Here is a 21372-nt window from a genome sequence, read left to right as displayed (position 1 = left end):
CAGCATAGGAAATCTGCTGCCCGTATCGGTTAAGGCATCAAGCCAATAAAGACTGTTTTCTTGCGTGGGCCGGTCATCAATCCCTCCAGTTGTTCGACACACTTCAGGTAATGGGGGGTTTGCTTGTGCGCCGCCACCGCAGCTTCATCGGTATAAGCCTCATAAATATAAAAACGGGTTGGGATCGTCTCATCCCTCAGCACATCAAAACGCAAGTTCCCCGCTTCACGGATAGAACCCAGATGATTGGCGCGAAAAACCTCAATAAACTGCGCCACTTTGTCTTCTTTCACATTAATTTCGACGAGGGTGACATGCATATCTTTCTCCTTGTCATTGTTTGCCAGCCAAGGGCTGGCCACCATATTGACTCAACCTTTTTCATCTAAGAACAGCTTATAGGCTGTTTGTGCATTTTCATTTTTATGTACCACAGCATGAACCGCTTTTAGCATGGCAATCGGCGCTTCTGACTGGAAGATATTGCGGCCCATATCTACACCTGATGCTCCCTGATCAATGGCTTGATAGCACATTTCCAGTGCATCGCGTTCTGGCAGTTTCTTACCCCCGGCAATGACGATAGGCACCGGGCAACCGGCAGCAATACGTTCAAACCCACTGTCGACATAATAGGTTTTGATTACCTGAGCGCCCATTTCAGCGGCAATTCGGGTGGCCAGAGAGAAGTAGCGCTGATCACGAGCCATGTCTTTACCGACGCCAGTCACGGCCATGGTAGGCATGCCGTAACGCATTCCCTGATCGACTAATTGAATGATGTTTTTAATCGACTGATGCTCATGTTCGGTGCCGATATAGACCTGTGCGGCCACGGCGCAGGAGTTGAGTCGCAATGCATCTTCCATTGCTACGGCCACCGCTTCGTTGGATAAATCAGTCAGAATTGAGTTGGCACCGGATGCGCGCAGTACCACCGGGCGATTGGCCGACGCGGGAACGATACTGCGTAAAATGCCACGGGTACACATTAGGACGTCGGCATATTCAAACAGCGGGGCGATATTGATATCAATCCGCTCCAGACCGGTGGTTGGCCCCTGAAAATAGCCATGGTCAAATGCCAGCATTACCGTGCGATTGGTTTTCGGATTGAAAATTCGCGCCAGGCGGGATTGCATCCCCCAATCCAGTGAACCTGAGCCTTTGAGGGTAAATGCAGGATTTTTCTGTGGCACGCCAATGCCGAAATCTTTGCCGTCTTTAATATCGTCTAAATCAGCCATCTGTTATTACTCCCTTAGTCCTGTTCCGGCCCACCGGTGGGCGGGCCGCCGAGATTAAAAATCGTATTTGTTGATGTTGTCTTTAGTAAAGATGACCCGCTGTGGCAGTAACACAATGCCGCTTCCTTTGGCCTCATGGTCATAGCCCTGAACGCTGTTCGGTGCCACTTCAACCACGCCAATGTTCGGGATATCAATTTTATCGCCGACATTCAGGTCGCCTTTTTTCAGCATTTCATTGGCGACATATACCGAGATTTTGCCTTGATTAACCACATCCCACAGACCGAACTCTTTGACCGTGCCGCGCTCAACATAAGGGCGCATCACGTTCGGGGTACTGAAGCCGACGATCGCCACATTGTCGCGTTTCAGGTTCTCTGCGGCTTGTGCGGCGGCGGGCAGTGCGTTGGCATCTGGGGCAATAATGGCATCCAGATCGCTATAAGCTTTTAAGATGCCCTCAGCGGTTTGCAGCGATTTTGTCGCATCGTTATAGCCAAACTGGGTGGTGACCACTTCCCAACCGGGGTGATCTTGTTGGATTTTTTTCTTCGCTTCATTGACCCATTGGTTTTGGTCGGTAACCGTCGGGCTGGAATAGAAGAACGCGACCTTGGCTTTATCTTTTTTCACTTGATTCGCGGCCATATCGACCAACATCGAACCCAATTGATTTGGGGTCCCTTGGTTGATATAAACCGAACGACATTCTGGTTTGGTATCAGAGTCCCAGGTCAAGATTTTGACGCCACGTTGCATCGCACGTTTTAACGCTGGGCACAGTCCATCCGGCGAGACTGCCGAGACCACAATGGCGTTGTAACCTTGATTGACGAAGTTATTGATCAACTGAACCTGGCCGGAAACACTTGGTTCTGTCGGGCCATCGTAAGTCACATCCACACCCAGCTCTTTACCGGCATCAACGGCACCTTTACCGCCACTGGTGAAGAAGCCGACCCCGACCAGTTTCGGGATAAATGCGATGCGTTCTGCCGCTTGAGCAGTAGTGATACAGGCAAATCCGAGGGCACAAACCAGTGCCAGCTTTTTTAATCTTTGTGTTTTCATTGCTATCTCCGAAGCTAGGGGTAGAGGTGTTGGCAATTTCACTACAAAAGAAAACAGGTATTAACTTAGGGTGTGTCTGCTGCGACGACGCTGCAGCCATTCATGAATCAGATGCCGGTGCAGACTGATAGAACGCCCAACTACCACCAGAATCAGCAATGCACCGGACAACGCGCTCGATATCTGGTTTGGTGTACCAATCATTTGCAAACCTTGTTGTAAGTAACCCACCAGTAATACTGCCAGTGCCGTTCCGAGGATGGAGCCAGAGCCGCCGTAGATGTTAGCGCCCCCCAGAACCACTGCGGTGATGGCTGGCATCAGGAACGACGCCCCCAAATCAGAGCGTGCCGAGCCGAAATAAGAAACCAGCAGGACTGCGGCAATCGCAGACGCCACGCCAGTCAGGGCATACAAGATGCATAAGGTGCGCGCGACGGGCAGGGCGCTGTAACGGGCCACTCGACTGTTTTGCCCGATAAGGAATACGTTGCGCCCGCTATGAGTACGGTGCATCAGCAGCCAGAACAGCAGCACGCAGACCATAAAGATAACCAGTGGGACGGGCAGGCCGAATAACGTTTGGTTGGCAAAATCGGTAAAGGCTGTCGGGAAGCCGCCAATCCCTTCATAGCCGGTTGCACCGGAAATGCCAGACAGCAGCAAAGCGCTGCCGCCGAACAGGTACATGGTGCCCAAGGTTATGACCAGCGGGTTGACGCCGGTATACAGAATCAGCCCGGCATTAATCAAACCGCATAGTGCGCCAACCACCAGTGTCAGTGGGATCGCGACACTCATGGGGACACCCGCTTGAAACATCACTCCTAGGAATATGGAGCACAATCCGATAGTTGAACCGAATGAGATGTCAATTCCGCCACTGACAATCACCATGGTTAGCGGTAAAGCCACAATACCGATACAGATGAAATCACTGGTACTGAACAGCAGTACGTTGATATCCAACATGCGAGAATTTGATAAACCAAACAGCAGGATTTCCAGCACTAACAGTGCAGCCAAGGCCAGTTCCCATCCATAACGGCGATATGTATTCATCGCGCTACCTCTTTTTATACCCTTCATCTTTCAAATTGCAGGTGTGTTACCTGCTCTCGTTTACCCGAATCACTTACCACTGTAAGCTCATCGGGATTCTCTCGTTTGCCGCCTTCCTGCATCATGAAATCTATTGGGTATAACGTTTTTCTTTTTATCCGAAGTTGTCGGCTTACCAGAAACTGCCGGACGAGCTGTAAAGCGAGCATATTTCTGCTGGCGGATATTGCGCTCAATGGCACAGCGCAGGCGGCCATCGAACACCAGCACACCCAGCAACACCAATCCGGCAATAAAGTCATTCCACCACGCAGGCAGGCGCAGTAGCACTAACACGCTGTCGATTTGTGTTAATAGGTAAGCCCCCAGAATGGCCCCGAGAATGGTGCCAGTGCCACCAAGCAGGCTGATCCCACCCAGCACACAGGCGGCGATGGCTTTCATCTCTAACCCACTCCCTGTCTGATTAGGGATAAAGCCAATTTGGGAGGCGAAGACGATCCCCGCCAGCGCGGCCATCACACCATTCATTGAGAAAGCGAAAATACGAATGCTGTCAGTGCGGATCCCCAGTTGGCGTGCGCCCTGCAAGTTATCGCCGGTAGCATAGAAACTGCGGCCAAAGGCGGTTTTACCCAGTAGCAAGGCCATGGCTACAATCAGCAGCATAATTAGCCAACCGATAGGAGAGATAGAAAACAGAATCGGGGTGGATAAACTTTTCAGATCTGCCGGCAGCCCTTCTATCCATTTCCCGCCGGTTATCAATAGCATCAAGCCGCGATACAACCCCAGCGTACCCAGGGTGGCGACAATCGCCGGGATGCGCAGCCAGGTAACCAAAATGCCATTAAAGAAGCCCGTCACCATGCCAACCAGCAGAGCAAACAGGCAGGAGGTTGCCAGGCCAAAACCCGCATTGAGCGCCATACCCACGGTGACGGCACATAAGCCGGTAATGGAGCCGACGGACACATCAATATTGCGGGTTAGCATCACCATAGTGGCGCCGATGGCTAACAGGATCAGGATCTGTGCGCTACTGAAGATCATGGTGAAGGTTTGCAAGGTGAAGTAATTACTGTCGATCACACCAAGCAAGGCAAATAAAGCCAAAATGGCCAACAGCGCGGTACCTTCGCGATTGTTTTGAATAAATCTCAACATGATGCACCCTCATTTTCAGCAGATTGGCGCACGCTGGTATCATGTTCACCAAAGGCCAGATGCATAATGGTATCGACGTTCATTTCCGCCCCACTGACTGCGCCACTGATTTCACCCTGATGCATGACCAACACCCGGGAAGCCATCTGCACCACTTCTTCTAGATCTGACGAGATAAAAATGATCGCCACATGCTGAGAGGCAATACTGCGGATCAATTGATAGATATCACTGCGTGCTGACACATCTACGCCACGAGTGGGTTCATCAATAATCAGTAGCAACGGATTGGCCTCAAGGCATTTCGCAATCAACAGCTTTTGTTGATTACCACCGGACAAGGTACGCACGGGTTGCTCAAGGTGACTGAACTTAATGTTCAGTGCCCGGCGATAGCGTTCCAGAATGGCGGCCTCTTGTGCCGGATGCGTCCATACCCCTTGATTACCCTGGGTTAGCGAGCAGACATTCCAACTGAGTGGGGCATCCAGATAGAGGCCGGAGGCTTGGCGGTCTTCCGGTAGATAAACCAACCCGGTTGCCAGACGATTGACGGTTTTCATCAATGTGATATCAATACCTTCCAGCCTGACGTGACCACCGCTGGCGGGCCGTAAACCATAAAGTGTTTCAGCAAGTTCGGTTCTGCCTGCGCCAACCACCCCTGCTAATCCCAGAATTTCACCGGCATGCACCTCAAAAGAGATATAGGCAAAACCTTCACCGCTCAGATCGGTAACTTCGATCACCGGTTGATTGGACTGAGCGCGCGCTTGAGAGCGGCGGTTACCGGGCAGCTCCAGCCATAACTTCTGGGTATCGGATAATTCGCTGTTTTTGGCTTGTGGCTTAATAGCCTGAATAATTGTATCGATTGAGAAATCAGTAGTGGCACCGCTCAGAGCGATGCCGCCATCGCGCATGACACTGACCCAATCTGCCAGTTGACGGATTTCAGGCAATTTATGGGAGATAAACACCACTCCGACACCTTGCTGCAATAACATTTTGATTTGGCTAAATAAACGATTGGTTTCCGCCGGTGTCAGTGACGCCGTTGGCTCGTCAAGGATCAAAATACGTGAATCGCGCATCAGGCCGCGCATAATTTCTACTAGCTGTTGATCTGCCACATCCAGTGAACCGGCGCTGACTGACAGGTCCAAATGGCAACCCAGGTTTTTGAGTAATTGCGCCATCTTCTTCTTGTCGGCCTGATGCTTGGGCAAACGAAACAGAATATTTTCTTGTACCGACAGATTGGCAAATAGCATCGGCTCTTGGGGGACCAAATAAATACCGAGTTGATGTGCTTTGGCTGGGGTGAGGTTAAGGCAGGCTTGCCCATTGATCTCGATAGTGCCGCTGTCTGGAGGGAGCACGCCGGCGATAATTTTCATCAGCGTTGATTTCCCCGCACCATTTCCCCCCAACAGGGCATGCACCTGTCCTGGTTGCAGGGTAAAGTCGATATTTTTCAATACCACTACGCCGGAAAACTGCTTGCTGATACCACGAACCTGGAGCAGCGGTGGCGGATTGGTGTGCGGCATCAGTGGCTCCTTTTTATGAACAAAAATATTTTAAATTTAAAAGTGTTCAAAAAAGATAGCTGTATAATCCCATTTATGGCGTAATCAAGATCACATTTCCGTGAATAAAAAAATTTAAATTAAAATATGTTCAAATGTATTGCCTAAGCTGTTAGCGTAGTTATCAATTGTAATTTATACCCGTCATCTTCAAGTTGCAGGTGTGTTGGCTGTGCTCAATCGCCCGAATGACTTACTTATGTAAGCTCATCGGGATTATGAACCTCATCAGAGGTTCACCTTACGGGCCAGCGTTTGCCGCCTTCCTGCATCTTGAAATCTCTTGGGTATAGCATTTATCAGACCGTGGATTTTTGATCGATGATGAATCAACGAAGAATGAGAAAGCGGCAATAGGGATCACGGCTAATGATGAAAGAAAAATCAGTAACAAAAGAAAAACCCATGTCGTCTAACGATGAATACAAATATCCGGGTAATAGCATGAGTGAAGAGGAACTGCTCGCTCGCATTGCGTGGTTTTATTATCACGATGGCTTAACACAAGGGGATATTGGCGAACTGTTGGGGCTGACCCGGCTGAAGGTCTCCAGATTGCTGGAAAAAGGCCGCCAGTCAGGGGTTATTCGGGTACAGATTAATTCGCGCTATGAGGGTTGTCTGGAACTGGAAAACACCTTGCAACAGCATTTCGGCCTCAAGCATATCCGCATTCTGCCTTCTTTGGCTGATCTCAGTATCAGTAGCCGGCTGGGGATTGGCGCTGCACATTTATTGATGGCATTGATACAGCCACAACAATTACTGGCAGTTGGTTTTGGTGAAACCACCATGTGTGCCTTACAGCATCTAAGCGGTTTTATCGCCTCACAGCAGGTCAGGTTGGTAACACTTTCTGGTGGGGTTGGCTCTTATATGACCGGTATTGGTCAGTTGGACGCCGCTTGTCAGGTCAGTATTATTCCTGCGCCGTTGCGTGCTTCCAGTGCCACAGTGGCGGAAACATTCCGTCAGGAAAACAGTGTGCGCGATGTGATGCTAGCCGCACGAGCGGCTGATGTCGCCGTCGTGGGTATCGGTTCGGTTAATCAGCAAAAAGAGGCCACCATTTTACGCTCCGGCTATATCGGAGAAGGTGAACAACTGATGTTCAGTCGCAAAGGTGCGGTCGGCGATATCCTTGGCTACTTTATGCAAGCCGATGGCGCATTGGTGCCGGATATGCAGATTCACCAGGAGCTGATTGGCGTCTCACTGGCAGATCTGACCAACATCCCGACGGTGATTGGCGTCGCCGGTGGCGTTGAAAAATCAGAAGCGATTGTTGCTGCATTGCGGGGAAAATACGTGAATGCGTTAGTGACTGATGAGCTGACAGCGAGATCAATTATCAAACTGATTTGATTGGCTATTTTACTTGTCAGTTTAGGCTTGTGCAGGGGTTCAAGAATAACGCCAATAGTTTTGATTATTCTGTTGAGAAAAAGGCAGTAGAGGACGGGTTTATCCACGAATTTATATAAAAACACATTGAAGCTGAGGATCGAACATGAATCAACTCTCATCGGCTGAATACCTGATGGCTCTGGATGCAGGCACCGGCAGTGTCCGGGCCGTTATATTTGATCTTAACGGTAATCAGATCGCGGCCGGGCAGGCTGAGTGGCTACATTTGCCCGTACCTGATGTCCCTGGGTCGATGGAGTTTGATTTAGCGACTAACTGGAAGTTGACCTGCCAGTGCATCCGTCAGGCCTTGCATCAGGCTAAGCTACCGGCAAGTGCTATCCGTGCCGTTGCTGCCTGCTCAATGCGCGAGGGCATTGTGCTCTATGATCGCAGTGGCAAACCTATCTGGGCGTGCGCCAATGTGGATGCTCGTGCCAGCCGTGAAGTCAGTGAGCTGAAAGAGCTGCATAATGATGGGTTTGAATTCGAGGTTTATCAATGTTCAGGCCAAACTCTGGCGCTGAGTGCTATGCCTCGGCTACTGTGGCTGGCGCATTACCGCCCAGATATTTATCGCCAGGCGGGCACGTTAACCATGATAAGCGACTGGCTAGCCAATATGCTCAGTGGCGAACTGGCGGTTGACCCCTCCAATGCGGGAACCACCGGCATGCTGGATTTAGTCACCCGTAACTGGCAGCCGAACTTGCTGGAGATGGCCGGATTACGTGCCGATATTTTATCGCCGGTCAAAGAAACCGGAACACTGCTAGGCCATGTCACAGCACAGGCCGCAGAAGAGAGTGGTCTGCTGGCGGGAACGCCAGTGGTGATGGGCGGTGGCGATGTACAACTAGGTTGTTTGGGGTTGGGGGTCGTTCAACCGGGTCAGACCGCAGTATTGGGCGGCACCTTCTGGCAGCAGGTAGTAAATTTGCCTAAGCCGATTACCGATCCGAATATGAATACGCGGATTAACCCTCATGTTATACCCGGTATGGTACAGGCGGAATCCATCAGTTTCTTTACCGGCCTGACCATGCGCTGGTTCCGTGATGCATTTTGCGCCGAAGAGAAATTACTGGCGCAGCGGTTGGGTATCGATACCTACAGTTTATTGGAGGATATGGCCGCCCGCGTACCGGCAGGTGCTTATGGAGTGATGCCGATTTTCTCCGATGTAATGCGTTTCAAATCCTGGTATCACGCCGCGCCTTCCTTTATTAACCTCTCACTTGATCCAGAAAAATGTAACAAGGCCACACTGTTCCGTGCACTGGAAGAGAATGCCGCGATAGTCTCGGCCTGTAATTTAGCGCAAATTGCTGAGTTCTCTGGCGTCAAAGCGGCCTCGGTAGTGTTTGCTGGCGGAGGTTCAAAAGGGAAACTGTGGAGCCAGATCCTAGCCGATGTGACCGGAGTTTCTGTGCGGGTACCGGTTGTCAAAGAAGCCACTGCACTCGGTTGTGCTATCGCTGCGGGGGTAGGGGTCGGCTTATATGAAGCGCTGGATAAAACCGGTGAACGGTTGGTGCGCTGGGAACATGAATACACCCCGAACACCGAGCATCAAGCCCTTTATCAGGCGGCAAAGGTTAACTGGCAAGCAGTATATACCGATCAGTTGTCGCTGGTGGACAGTGGGTTGACGACCTCTCTATGGAAAGCCCCTGGCCTCTAAAATTGGCTATCTTACTTGCCAGCTTGAGCTTCGGGGCAGTGCTCGCCGCCGTCACGTACTGCGTGTACGCTCCATTGGCTGCACGGCTTTCCGCACTCAATCTGCCTGCGCCGATAACGCCAATTTCCTCTGATAATTATCTTATTTGCCAGCTTGAGCTTCGGGGCAGTGCTCGCCGCCGTCACGTACTGCGTGTACGCTCCGTTGGCTGCGCGGCTTTCCGCACTCAATCTGCCTGCGCCGATAACGCCAATTTCCTCTGGTAATTATCTTACTTGCCAGTTTGAGCTTCGGGGCAGAATGATCATTACAATCATTCGTGGCTTTATAGCGTTAAGTAAGAAAGATATTGGCATGCTATACCCTAAATAATTCGAGTTGCAGGAAGGCGGCAACTGAGTAAATCCCTAAGAGCTTACTCAAGTAAGTGACTGGGGTGAGCGAGGGCAGCTAACGCACATGCAGCTTGAAGTATGATGGATATAAAAGAATTGCCATGCAGTAAACACTTGGATAGCATTATTCCCCCTCTTTCGTTGCCGATGATGGCGCATCCTATGATGAATACATCAAATAAGACAGAATCACCTGCCGGGCAACCTTCTGCTCCTGTTGCTGCTACCCAACAGCGGGCATTTAACCTGCCAGATACATTGCGGGAGAAAAGTAACGTTCAGCGTATCTTAGTGATTAAATTACGCCATTTCGGCGATGTTTTACTCACTACGCCGCTACTGAGCACCTTAAAAGCCAACTATCCACAAGCAAAAATCGACGTCCTGCTGTATGGCGGAACGCAAGATATGCTGCGAGAGAACAAAACAGTTAATCATGCATTTATTGTCGACCGTGGCCTCAAGCATGCGGGGCTAAAAACGCAAATCAGTGGTGAAAAAGCGCTGTTTAATGCATTGAAAGAACACCATTATGACCTGATCCTCAATCTATCAGATCAATGGCGAGCCGCAGCGTATTGCCGTTTATTAAAACCCGGCTTCAGTATTGGTTTCCATTACCCCAAACGTGATACCTGGCTATGGCGCTATTGCCATTCTACATTGGTTGATATCCCCAATGCGGCCAAAAGGCATACTGTACTCAATAATCTGGATATCCTTACGCCACTGCAACTGACGGATATTATTACTGATGTAACCATGTCTTATGGTGCGCACGATGTTGAACGGGTAAAGCAATTGTGCCAACAACGCCATATTAATGACTATATATTGATCCAACCTTCTGCTCGCTGGAAGTTCAAAACATGGGCCAGCGAATCGTTTAGCCAACTCGTCAATCATCTCACCGATCAAGGTGAAACCATTTTGCTTACCGGTGGCAAAGATCAGGCTGAATTGGACTATATTGCCGAGATCATTGCCGGGTGCACACAACCAGAAAAGGTCGTTAATTTGTCGGGCCTGCTGGCGCTACCGGAACTGGCGGTGTTTATCTATAACGCTAAGCTATTTATTGGCGTAGATTCCGTGGCGATGCATATGGCCGCAGCCTTACAAACACCCGCAGTAGTCCTCTTTGGCCCCAGCAATCTTAACCAATGGCACCCGTGGCAGGCTCCCCACACGCTATTATGGGCTGGACATTACCGTTCGTTGCCACACCCTAATGAGATAGATACTGACACGACCGATCGATATTTGAACGCCATTCCGGTGAGCGAAGTTATCAATGCTGTTGACTCTTGGCGTACTCAAAGCCAGTAATGTGCGTGTAACGCATATCTGTCAGTAACTTTATTTTCCGCTAACCAGCTTAAGCTGAGAGAATTATGACAATCCCATCGACTTCTTCGCCAGTCGCTTTCACGACCAACCGTCGCAGTGAAATGCTGAGCGGTATTACAGCATTGTTGCTAGGTATTTCCTTACCGGCATCCAACTCACTGATCAATATCTCGCTGGTTTTAATCTTGATCTGTTTGATAATCAATCGTAACGCATTGCAATTTAAGCCATTACTGACGAATCCGTTGATTTACCTGCCAGCCGCCATGTTTGCATTGCTGGCATTGTCACTATTGTTCCATCACAACAGCTACGGCCCGGATATGGTGGGTAAAGATAAGAAATTTCTTTATGTGTTGCCGTTAGCCCTGTTTTTTATCAACCAACCACGGTTGATAAAATTGTTCGGTATCGGCTTCTTAGCGGCTAACGCGGTGGCATTAGCCGGAACATTGGCCGTTGGAGTGTTGCACATTCCCATTGGCAATGTAGACCCAACCAACCCGACCATTTTTAAACTACAAATTACCCAAAACTTCTTTATGGCATTGGCCGCGCTGTTGTGGCTAGCGCTAGCCTTTAAAAGTCAGGGCTGGAAACGCTGGGGGTATGGCTTGCTGGTAGCGGCGGCTAGCTACAGTATTCTGTTCTTGGTATTGGGGCGAACCGGTTATGTGGCATTGGTTGTTGGATTAGGTATATGGTTATTTTTCTCGCTGGGTAGCCGCCAGCGCTGGCTATTAGTGGTATTAGGGGCAATCGCCTTTACTGCGTTGCTACTTATACCCAATAAAGCCACGGATCGTATCGTCCAGGGTGTTGATGAGATAAAAGTCTGTATGGCCGCTTCTGCGGATGATGTAAATGATGCTTGTCGTAGTTCGATGGGGCAACGTTCGGCCTTTGCCATTGAAGCTGTGCGGCTAATTAAAGAGTCTCCTATTTTGGGGCACGGCGCTGGCGGGTTCTATTATGAGAATCCAGAGATCAATTACAAAATCAATAATCCACACAACCAATATCTGTTGGAAACGATTCAATCAGGCATTGTTGGCCTAATTATCTTTTTGGCATGGATTGTCTGTTGTTATCGCGTTATTTGGCAACAGACACCGGTTTTACGCAATGTGCTACTGGCCGTATTGACCAGCTATATGGCGTGTAACTTCTTTAATTCATTCCTGCTGGATTCATCTGAAGGCCATCTGTTTATGATTTTCGTCGCAATTTTGGCGGGCTATTCAGTAACAGAGACTCAGCATGTATCGGATAAGCAATTGATATAACAGGATATATATCCTGTGAATGTGACGTGCAATAAAAACGGCCCCTACTAATGGGGCCGTTTTTATTGATTTCGTAATAATGATGAATGTCTTGAATCTAAAAGTGAATTTTAACGGGAAAACCGATATCTCTATTTGGATCAGAAGATATTTAATGAGATGTAAACGCAGCGCATTGAATATACGAATGTTATTTACGTTTCCTGCTTTTTTGTTGGAATGATAATGTCAGTTATCAGATATTTCCTGCTTAATTTCATCATCATAATCCTACTGCATGTAAGATATTTCAATTATAAACATTAATATTTCTAATGATTTCGTGGGAAAAATGGAGGTGTTTTTCATTTAAATCACCGTATTTCATCAGTGATTAATTTTAAAATGTTGGTTTTAGTTAAATTAAAAAACTGATTTATTATGAAATTTTAGCATTAAACGATGTAATTTTTCACTGAATTAGATGTTACAGTCGAAGGTTTACATTGTTGTAACAAATGTAAATGAACTATAAATGGAGCCTACAATAAATCGAGATAATTATTATTCGGATGCGGTTTGCATTGATTTTTTCGTGATGAATAACTGCGCGGTAATGATTGAAAGAACAACATCATATCCATTTTATAAAAATCAAAACCTGATATATGGCTGTAGTTATCACCTGATTACATATGGCTAATCGATGGCGGTCAGAGGGGGGTAAATGTGAGCTGATAGAGAGTTTTAATAAGATATGACCTATTTTTTATAACGGGATGGTTATTTTTAACTCATTGAAAACAGTTGATTTTTTTGTTTTCACTTTTAATGGTCAACCTCTAAACGTAGACCATATAACGCGAGTGAGCAAGGCCGTAGAGGCTCCTATATATATCGGGATAATTAGGTTAATACCTATGCTTGAATCATCTCAAATGACTATTCTGGAAAAAACAGATATCTATGCTAATGGAGTGACCTGCTGGCAGTGAATTAAACTGTCATGTGATTTCTTTAGTATACAAAATGATGATTTTCAACATGGTTACAAAACCATAGATCCCGTGATATTTTTTCAATAATTTACATTTTGTAATATTTGGTCTGTTTTTTCGGCATTATGCAATAGTTTTAAAGGAAGCTATGATAATTATGTATTTATATTGATAAGTGGGTCTGGGTGAATCTGTCTGTGAGATAAGCAGAATTTACATTTAACTTAATTTATCCAATGTCATTGAGAGCATCATGGCCAATTCAGCAACGAATAAATTATCTTTACCGGCCCTTACCTCTTTGGTGGTCGGTTCAATGATCGGGGCTGGCATATTTTCATTGCCGGCAACATTTGGACGAGCAACGGGCGGGTTTGGTGCACTGATTGCCTGGTGTATCGCCGGGGGTGGGATGTTAATGCTGGCTTTTGTTTTCCAAACATTAGCGCAGCGTAAACCTAATCTCGATTCTGGGGTATTCATCTACGCAAAAGAGGGCTTTGGGGATTATCTTGGTTTTGCTTCTGCATTAGGTTTCTGGGCTGGTACCTGTATTGGTAACGTCTCTTACTTTGTACTTATTAAATCTACGTTAGGGGCTTTCTTCCCGATATTCGGTGATGGTAATACTATTCCAGCGGTGTTAATTGCCTCCGTTATTTTATGGGGATTCCATATCCTGATATTGCGCGGCGTTAAAGAAGCTGCGGCAATTAATACCATCGCTACCTTTGCAAAAATAATTCCAATCTTCATTTTCGTCATTGTGCTGATTTTTGCCTTTAAAGGTGATGTCTTCGCGTTGAACTTCTGGGGCACGCCAGACGTGGTTAAAGGTGCCGATTTATCCCATCTGAATGACTATGGTTATGTTGGTCATGCGGCTGCGGCAATCACCACGTCGGTTGAACCTGAGTCTTTATTCTCTCAGGTACGTAGCACCATGCTGGTCACTGTATTTGTATTCTTGGGTATCGAAGGTGCGAGCGTTTATTCACGTTATGCCAAAGAACGTAGCCATGTTGGTATTGCGACTGTTCTGGGTTTTATTGGTGTGCTGTGCCTACTGGTATTGATCACTATGCTGTCTTACGGCGTGCTACTGCGCCCTGATTTGGCAGCGTTACGCCAGCCATCAATGGCCGGGGTGTTGGAAGCGATAGTCGGCCGCTGGGGGGCAATATTTATCAGTGTTGGCCTGATTATCTCCGTATTGGGTGCTTATTTATCATGGTCACTGCTGGCGGCGGAAGTCCTGTTTTCGGCGGCCAAGAGTAACAGCATGCCAAAAATATTCGCGACTGAAAACAGCAATGCTGTGCCTTCAGCAGCGGTTTGGCTGACCAATATCTTTATACAGATATTCTTAATTCTCACGTTGTTTACTGATTATGCTTTCCAATTGGCACTGGAATTAACCAGCTCATTAACTCTGATCCCGTATCTGCTGGTGGGAGCTTATGGCTTGAAATTAGCATGGACCGGTGAGACTTACGAAACGAATAACCGTGGTCATAGAAAAGATTTAATCTTTGCCATTATCGCCACTTTCTACTCTGCACTGATGATTTACGCCGGCGGTCTGAAATACGTGCTGTTGTCGGCCATCATTTACGGACCAGGCACTATTTTGTATCTGATTGCCAAACGTGAGCAGCATCAAAAAGCCTTTAATTCCTATGAGAGAATACTGTTTATTGTTCTGATTGTTGCTGCGGTTGCTGCGATTTATAGCATTGCCACCGGGATTATCACCATATAATTTATTGGAGTTCTTATGTCAGATAAAGCTAAGAAAACTCACGCTAAAACTAAGTTTGGTGTTCACTCTGAAGTCGGCAAGTTGCATAAAGTGATGGTGTGCGCCCCTGGGCGTGCCCATAACCGCCTGACGCCAAGTAATTGTGATGAATTATTATTTGATGATGTGCTGTGGGTAGAAAGAGCTAAGCGCGACCATTTCGATTTTATGACCAAAATGCGCGAACGCGGTGTTGATGTGGTTGAGATGCATAACCTGCTGGCTGAAACAGTTGCCATTCCAGCGGCGAAAAAGTGGATTCTGGATCAGCAAATTGTCCCTAATGAAGTGTCACTGGGCATTTTGCAAGAAACCCGCAGCTATCTGGAAAGTCTGGAACCTCGCGTACTCGCTGAAGTGCTGATTGGCGGTTTATCGACTACTGAGCTGCATAACGACGGTAAATGTGACAAAGAAGAGTTGAAGCTGATCCGCGAAGCGGTGGGCATAACTGAATACTTGTTACCACCGTTGCCCAATACACTGTATACCCGCGATACCACTTGCTGGATCTATGGCGGTGTGACGCTAAACCCACTGTATTGGCCGGCGCGTCATGAAGAAACTATCCTCACCACGGCAATCTATAAATTCCACCCAGACTTTGGTGATGCCAATGTGAAAGTCTGGTGGGGTGACCCGACGCAGCACCACGGCACTGCTACGCTGGAAGGCGGTGATGTGATGCCAATCGGTAATAAAACGGTGTTAATCGGGATGAGTGAGCGAACATCGCATCAGGCCATTACTCAGTTGGCGCAATCGCTGTTTAAAAATAGTGAAGGGCAGGTTGAACGCGTCATGATTGCGGCCATGCCTAAACTGCGTGCCGCCATGCATTTGGATACCGTGTTTACGTTCTGCGACCGTGATGTCGTAACGTTATATCCGGCGATTGTTAATCAGATCCAAACCTTCTCACTGCGCCCTGATAATGGCCCGACCGGCATTAAGTTAAGTCGCGACAAAGGGACTTTTGTTGAAGCAGTTGCTGGTGCACTGAATCTGAAAAAACTGCGTGTGGTTGAAACGGAAGGTAATGATTACGATACTGAACGTCAACAATGGGACAGCGGTAATAACATGGTTGCGCTTTCACCAGGTGTGGTGTTGGCCTATGACCGTAATACCAAAACCAACACCCAGCTGCGTAAAGAAGGGGTGGAAGTGATTGAAATCGTTGGCAGTGAATTAGGCCGTGGGCGTGGGGGGGGTCACTGTATGACGTGTCCAATAATCCGGGATGCCGTCGACTACTAATCCCCTTCGGCCTTGAAGCCACAGGGGTGTTAGCTGCGCGCACTGACCCGAATCACTTGACTGCGTAAGCTCATCGGGATTCGTTTGCTAGCTGCCTACCTGTGGCTCCAATGACTTTGGGGATGGCCTTCGACCTTGAAGCCACAGGGGTGTTAGCTGCGCGCACTGACCCGAATCACTTGACTGCGTAAGCTCATCGGGATTCGTTTGCTGGCTGCCTACCTGTGGCTCCAATGACTTTGGGGATGGCCTTCGGCCTTGAAGCCACAGGGGTGTTAGCTGCGCGCACTGACCCGAATCACTTGACTGCGTAAGCTCCTGGGGATTCGCTTAATTGCCTCCTTCCTACAACTCGAATTATTTAGGGTGTAACGGAGTTGCTCTTAAAAAAATAGCCGATAGTGAATAGCAAAGCAGCGCTATTTCTCTATTGGCTATTTATCCGTTACGTGCAAATAACACTACCCATTTAGGCGCTAATTGTGCTGATCTATTTTACTGGGGGATTATTAATCACACTGATAAGAAGGCTGGTGCGCTGTCTGTCACAAAAAAGTGAAGCCTAAAACAGATAAAAAAAGTGTGAGTAATTAATCTGCAATAATTATTAAAACCTGACTCAACGAGATCTTATAGTGAAGATAAAAACAGTAATCACTCTGCTATTAACGTTTCTTCTGGCTGCTTGCGACAGAACTCCCCCTGAAGTCGTAGAAAGTGTGCGCCCGGTAAAAATATTTACCGTTGAAGACAGTGGGCAAAATGGCACTCGCTATTTTCCAGCGCGATTACAAGCTGGCGATGAAACCCAACTCTCCTTTAAACGAAGTGGGCAATTGCAACAGTTGCTGGTTCGTGAAGGTGAGCAGGTGAAAAAAGGCCAAGTCATTGCCAGACTGAATGATACGGATTTGAACCTACGAGTCAGGGATCGTCAGTCTACTTTTAATCTGGCTCGCGATCAGTTTAACCGTTTCAATACGTTGCAAGGGCAAAGAGCAGTATCTCGTGCTGAGTTAGATGTACGTCGTGCTGAGATGGAATCTGCGCGTGCGGCCTTGGAAATTGCACAAAAAGAACTTAGTGATGCAACTATCACCGCACCTTTTGATGGCATTATTGCCAATGTGAATGTGCGTAACCATCAGGTCATGGCCCCAGGTCAGGCGGTTGCCACATTAAGTGCATTGGATACGTTAGATGTGGTGTTCAGTGTGCCGGAGCGCCTGTTTACTACGCTGGACATCAGCAATCGGACATACAAGCCAACGGTATTACTTAACCATATGCCGGGGCGCGAATTTATTGCTGAGTATAAAGAACACACCACCTCAACCACCTCTGCTTCACAAACTTTCCAGGTGACGCTGACCATGAAGCGCCCAGCAGATATGCCGTTGCTTTCAGGTATCAGTGGCCGGGTAAGAATCAACTCTGGCAATCTGTCTGGTACTGATCATCCGACGATTATCGTACCCGTGGAGGCGGTGTTTAACCCAGACAGTGCCCAATTGAATGATGCCAGGGTCTGGGTTATCAAGAATGATGACGGTCAGATGCATGTTGAAGAGCGCAAAGTTCAGGTGGGTCAATTGACCGCCAACGGCATTCAAATCACCTCCGGCCTGGCGGATGGCGAGCAGATTGTCTCCGCAGGTACCGGTGAGCTTCGCCCAAATCAGGTTGTCCGGGCTTGGGTCCGTGAGCGGGGTCTCTGATGAAGCTGACTGACAATTTTATCAATAATAATACCCGTATCTGGCTAACGATCCTGTTGCTGGGTATTGGTGGCATTATTGCCTATCTCAATATAGGCCGGCTGGAAGACCCAGCTTTCACCATCAAAACGGCGGTAGTTGTCACCCGTTATGATGGTGCATCAGCGCAGCAGGTAGAGGAAGAAGTCACGCTCCCATTGGAGAATGCGATTCAGGAACTCTCTTATGTTGACGATGTTACCTCTATTTCCAGTGCGGGTTTATCGCAAATAACCATCAATATTCGCGCACAATATGGCGCAAATGAGTTACCGCAAATCTGGGATGAACTGCGGCGTAAAATCAGCGATAACAGTGTGCGCTTGCCACCAGGAGCCAGTGCGCCGATGGTCAATGACGACTTTGGCGATGTTTATGGTTTCTTCTTCTCGCTCACGGGAGAGGGTTACAGTAACCAGGATTTACGTAATTTCGCCGAGCAACTGCGACGTGAACTGGTACTGGTTCCTGGGGTAGGTAAAGTGGGTATTGTGGGTATTCTGCCTGAGGAAGTTCAGGTGGAGATTTCTCGCGCCCAGATGACCGCCGCAGGCATCACGCCACAGCAGTTGTCCGATTTACTGAGCCGCCAGAATGTGGTGTCTGATGCGGGCCAGTTGCAGGTAGGCAGTGAGTCTATCCGTTTGCATCCGACCGGTGAATTCCAAAGTGTACAAGAACTGGGGAATTTACTGGTAAGTCAGCCCGGCAGCCCGAAAAGCGTGTATTTGCGGGATATCGCCACTGTCTCTCAGGGTTTCGGCCATTCACCGACCAATATTTATCGTGCTAACGGTAAACCCGCACTGGCACTGGGGATTTCGTTTGCCCCAAATGTCAACGTGGTAAACGTAGGTAATGCGATTAAAGCCAGACTGGCGCAGCTTGATAGTGAACGCCCGTTAGGTATGCATATCAACGTGTTCTATGATCAGTCCCATGAAGTTGAAGGGGCCGTTAACGGTTTTATCCTTAACTTCCTGTTGGCACTGTTGATTGTTGTGGTCACTTTGCTGATTTTCATGGGGGTACGCAGCGGTATAGTGATAGCTATCTCGCTGGCACTTAACGTACTGGGTACGTTGCTCATTATGTGGCTATTTAATATCGAGCTACAGCGAGTGTCGTTAGGGGCGCTGATTATTGCGCTCAGTATGTTGGTGGATAACGCCATTGTGGTGGTGGAAGGTATCGTTGTTGGTCGCCAGCGAGGCGAAAACATCTTTACTGCTATTAGCAATGTGGTGAAGCGCTCAATGATGCCGTTGTTAGGCGCGACCATCATTGCCATTCTGGCCTTCGCGCCTATCGGCCTGTCCAATGATGCAACGGGTGAATACTGTAAATCGTTATTCCAGGTGTTGTTGATCTCGCTGATGTTAAGTTGGCTCACGGCACTGACGCTAACACCGGTCTTTGCTAAGTGGGCATTCCAAAACCAGAAACCGGCGAAAGTGGATGCCGATAAGCCGGCCAGACAACCTTATGATGGGTGGTTATTCCGCTATTATCGGGTGATATTGAATAAATTACTGCAATATCGCAGTATCACTTTGGTGCTGCTGGCGGCCATGTTAGTGGCATCGGTGGTGGGTTTTGGTAATGTTCGCCAGAGCTTCTTCCCGCCATCAAATACGCCAATCTTCTTCGTTGATATCTGGCTGCCGAATGGCACTGATATCAATTATACCGAAGGGATAGCAAACAAGGTTGAGCAGTATATCAAGCAGCAAAAAGGGGTTGAGGACACCATGGTGACGATTGGTCAGGGTGCGATGCGCTTTATGCTGACCTACAATGCTCAACGTCGTTATCCTAACTATGCGCAGGTGATGATTCGTACTGAGGACCTAAATCAAATTCCGGGTTTGATTGATGAAATCGAATCCTATATGCATGATGAATACCCGCAGGTTGATGCGCAGATAAAACGCATCATGTTTGGGCCATCCAACAACAGCTCCATTGAAGCACGCTTTGTTGGCCCGGATCCTGAAGTGTTACGAACCCTGGCAGCGCAAGCGGAAAAGGCGATCATTGCTGATCCAATGGCAGATGGTGCACGGCATGACTGGCAGGATCGTAGCAAAATGATCCGGCCACAATTCTCCGACTATCTGGGGCGCGAACTGGGGGTAGATAAACGCGAAGTTGATGGCACATTGCGCATGAGTTTTGGTGGCCTGCCGGTAGGATTATACCGTGATGGCACTCGCTTAATGCCGATTGTACTGCGCACACCGGATGCAGAACGGCTTAATGCAGAACGGCTGAATGATGTGATGGTATGGAGTCAGGCGCGCCTTGCCTTTATCCCGATCGATAATGTTGTCACCAGTTTTGAAACCGAGTGGGAAGATCCGCTCATTATGCGCCTGGACCGCAAGCGGACGTTGACGGTACAAACGGACCCTACCCAACAAGGTGGTGAGACCTCTGCTGAACTGTTGCGGCGTATCAAACCGGGTGTGGAAGCCATTCAGTTACCGCGCGGATATGAACTGGAGTGGGGAGGTGACTATGAAAGTACCAAGGAAGCACAACGGGGTATTTTCATCAGTTTGCCGATCGCGTTCCTGATTATGTTCATCGTAACGGTATTAATGTTCAGCTCGGTGCGCAATGCTATAGCGATCTGGCTGACGGTGCCACTGGCATTAATTGGTGTCACGGTAGGCTTCCTGTTGACGGGGATCCCTTTCGGTTTTATGGCCTTGCTGGGGCTGCTAAGTCTGAGTGGTATGTTGATACGTAACGGCATCGTGCTGGTGGAAGAGATAGGCCTACAGCGGCAGGAAAAACCACTGCGCGAAGCTATCATTGATGCGTCTACCGCTCGTTTACGGCCTATTATGCTGACGGCATTTACTACTGTTCTGGGGCTGGCTCCGCTGCTCAGTGATGCCTTCTTCCAGAGTATGGCTGTGGTCATCATGTTTGGTCTGGGCTTTGCAACGGTGCTGACATTGCTGGTGTTACCAGTGATTTACAGTTGTATGAATCCAGAACCTAAAGAGAAAGTGAGTGACTGAACCTGTCAGTGAATAACGGCTAGCGCCGCGTTATCACTACCGAGAATGACCAACGCTGCCCTTTTATCGGGGCAGCTTTTTTTATGGCGGTTGCTTATCGCTCATAAACCTATTTCTATTTTACCTTATTGCACCGTTTGACGGCTTCTGTGCGCCACCTCTCTTCCTGCCCCTGTGTCACCACACTATCGTTCCAATATGAAACCATGCCGAGATAATGGAGTTTCATAATGGAACGTTTTCATTGCTGATTCTCAGCCTGTTTTTTGCGCTTATAGTGG

The 21372-nt window shown here is 48.3% G+C and carries 15 protein-coding genes; 9 read left to right on the top strand and 6 right to left on the bottom strand.

Going from position 1 to position 21372, the window contains the following annotated elements; translation table 11 throughout:
* Positions 1 to 29: 29 nt before the first annotated feature.
* From lsrG to lsrA, 6 genes are all read right to left on the bottom strand, one after another.
* A complete protein-coding gene (gene lsrG / locus EL015_RS18490) occupies positions 30 to 320 on the bottom strand; it encodes a (4S)-4-hydroxy-5-phosphonooxypentane-2,3-dione isomerase (RefSeq protein WP_032907272.1) in 291 nt (96 codons plus the stop codon).
* 51 nt (positions 321 to 371) lie between these two features.
* Positions 372 to 1247 carry a 3-hydroxy-5-phosphonooxypentane-2,4-dione thiolase gene (lsrF, locus tag EL015_RS18485; RefSeq protein ID WP_005189706.1) on the bottom strand — a complete coding sequence of 292 codons (876 nt, stop codon included), beginning with the start codon at positions 1245 to 1247 and terminating at the stop codon, positions 372 to 374.
* 54 nt (positions 1248 to 1301) lie between these two features.
* Positions 1302 to 2321, bottom strand: coding sequence for an autoinducer 2 ABC transporter substrate-binding protein LsrB (gene lsrB, locus EL015_RS18480; RefSeq protein WP_005189709.1), 1020 nt, complete (start codon positions 2319 to 2321; stop codon positions 1302 to 1304).
* A 60-nt stretch (positions 2322 to 2381) separates the two neighbouring features.
* Complete coding sequence (lsrD, locus tag EL015_RS18475; RefSeq protein WP_032907243.1) at positions 2382 to 3383, bottom strand: autoinducer 2 ABC transporter permease LsrD; 1002 nt, start codon at positions 3381 to 3383, stop codon at positions 2382 to 2384.
* A gap of 87 nt (positions 3384 to 3470) precedes the next feature.
* Positions 3471 to 4550, bottom strand: coding sequence for an autoinducer 2 ABC transporter permease LsrC (lsrC, locus tag EL015_RS18470; protein WP_032907245.1), 1080 nt, complete (start codon positions 4548 to 4550; stop codon positions 3471 to 3473).
* Positions 4544 to 6103, bottom strand: a complete 1560-nt coding sequence (gene lsrA, locus EL015_RS18465; RefSeq protein ID WP_005189716.1) for an autoinducer 2 ABC transporter ATP-binding protein LsrA — start codon at positions 6101 to 6103, stop codon at positions 4544 to 4546. Before lsrA ends, lsrC begins: the two co-directional genes overlap by 7 nt.
* Positions 6104 to 6514: 411 nt before the next feature.
* Here lsrA and lsrR point away from each other — a divergent pair, with 411 nt between their 5' ends.
* From lsrR to EL015_RS18415, 9 genes are all read left to right on the top strand, one after another.
* Positions 6515 to 7507, top strand: coding sequence for a transcriptional regulator LsrR (gene lsrR, locus EL015_RS18460; RefSeq protein ID WP_032907275.1), 993 nt, complete (start codon positions 6515 to 6517; stop codon positions 7505 to 7507).
* Positions 7508 to 7652: 145 nt separating this feature from the next.
* Entirely contained in the window at positions 7653 to 9233 is a 1581-nt protein-coding gene (gene lsrK / locus EL015_RS18455; RefSeq protein ID WP_005189725.1) for an autoinducer-2 kinase, read from the top strand.
* A complete protein-coding gene (locus tag EL015_RS21750; protein WP_153802302.1) occupies positions 9212 to 9499 on the top strand; it encodes a hypothetical protein in 288 nt (95 codons plus the stop codon). The genes lsrK and EL015_RS21750 overlap by 22 nt, the downstream gene beginning before the upstream one ends.
* 291 nt (positions 9500 to 9790) lie before the next feature.
* Entirely contained in the window at positions 9791 to 10957 is a 1167-nt protein-coding gene (rfaQ, locus tag EL015_RS18440) for a putative lipopolysaccharide heptosyltransferase III (protein ID WP_032907247.1), read from the top strand.
* A 65-nt stretch (positions 10958 to 11022) separates the two neighbouring features.
* Complete coding sequence (gene waaL-ps / locus EL015_RS18435) at positions 11023 to 12264, top strand: O-antigen polysaccharide ligase WaaL-ps (RefSeq protein WP_032907250.1); 1242 nt, start codon at positions 11023 to 11025, stop codon at positions 12262 to 12264.
* A gap of 1230 nt (positions 12265 to 13494) precedes the next feature.
* Positions 13495 to 15003 (top strand): amino acid permease, encoded by a 1509-nt coding sequence (locus tag EL015_RS18430; RefSeq protein WP_032907252.1) that lies wholly within the window; start codon positions 13495 to 13497, stop codon positions 15001 to 15003.
* Positions 15004 to 15018: 15 nt separating this feature from the next.
* Positions 15019 to 16302, top strand: a complete 1284-nt coding sequence (gene arcA, locus EL015_RS18425) for an arginine deiminase (RefSeq protein ID WP_005189741.1) — start codon at positions 15019 to 15021, stop codon at positions 16300 to 16302.
* Positions 16303 to 16937: 635 nt separating this feature from the next.
* Positions 16938 to 18020 (top strand): efflux RND transporter periplasmic adaptor subunit, encoded by a 1083-nt coding sequence (locus EL015_RS18420; protein ID WP_032907255.1) that lies wholly within the window; start codon positions 16938 to 16940, stop codon positions 18018 to 18020.
* Positions 18020 to 21091, top strand: coding sequence for an efflux RND transporter permease subunit (locus tag EL015_RS18415; RefSeq protein WP_005189745.1), 3072 nt, complete (start codon positions 18020 to 18022; stop codon positions 21089 to 21091). The genes EL015_RS18420 and EL015_RS18415 overlap by 1 nt, the downstream gene beginning before the upstream one ends.
* Positions 21092 to 21372: the final 281 nt, after the last annotated feature.

The sequence above is a fragment of the Yersinia intermedia genome, from assembly GCF_900635455.1.
Lineage (GTDB): Bacteria > Pseudomonadota > Gammaproteobacteria > Enterobacterales > Enterobacteriaceae > Yersinia > Yersinia intermedia.
The sequence above is the reverse complement of the archived record's forward strand: the minus strand, read 5'-3'. Positions and strand labels throughout refer to the sequence as shown.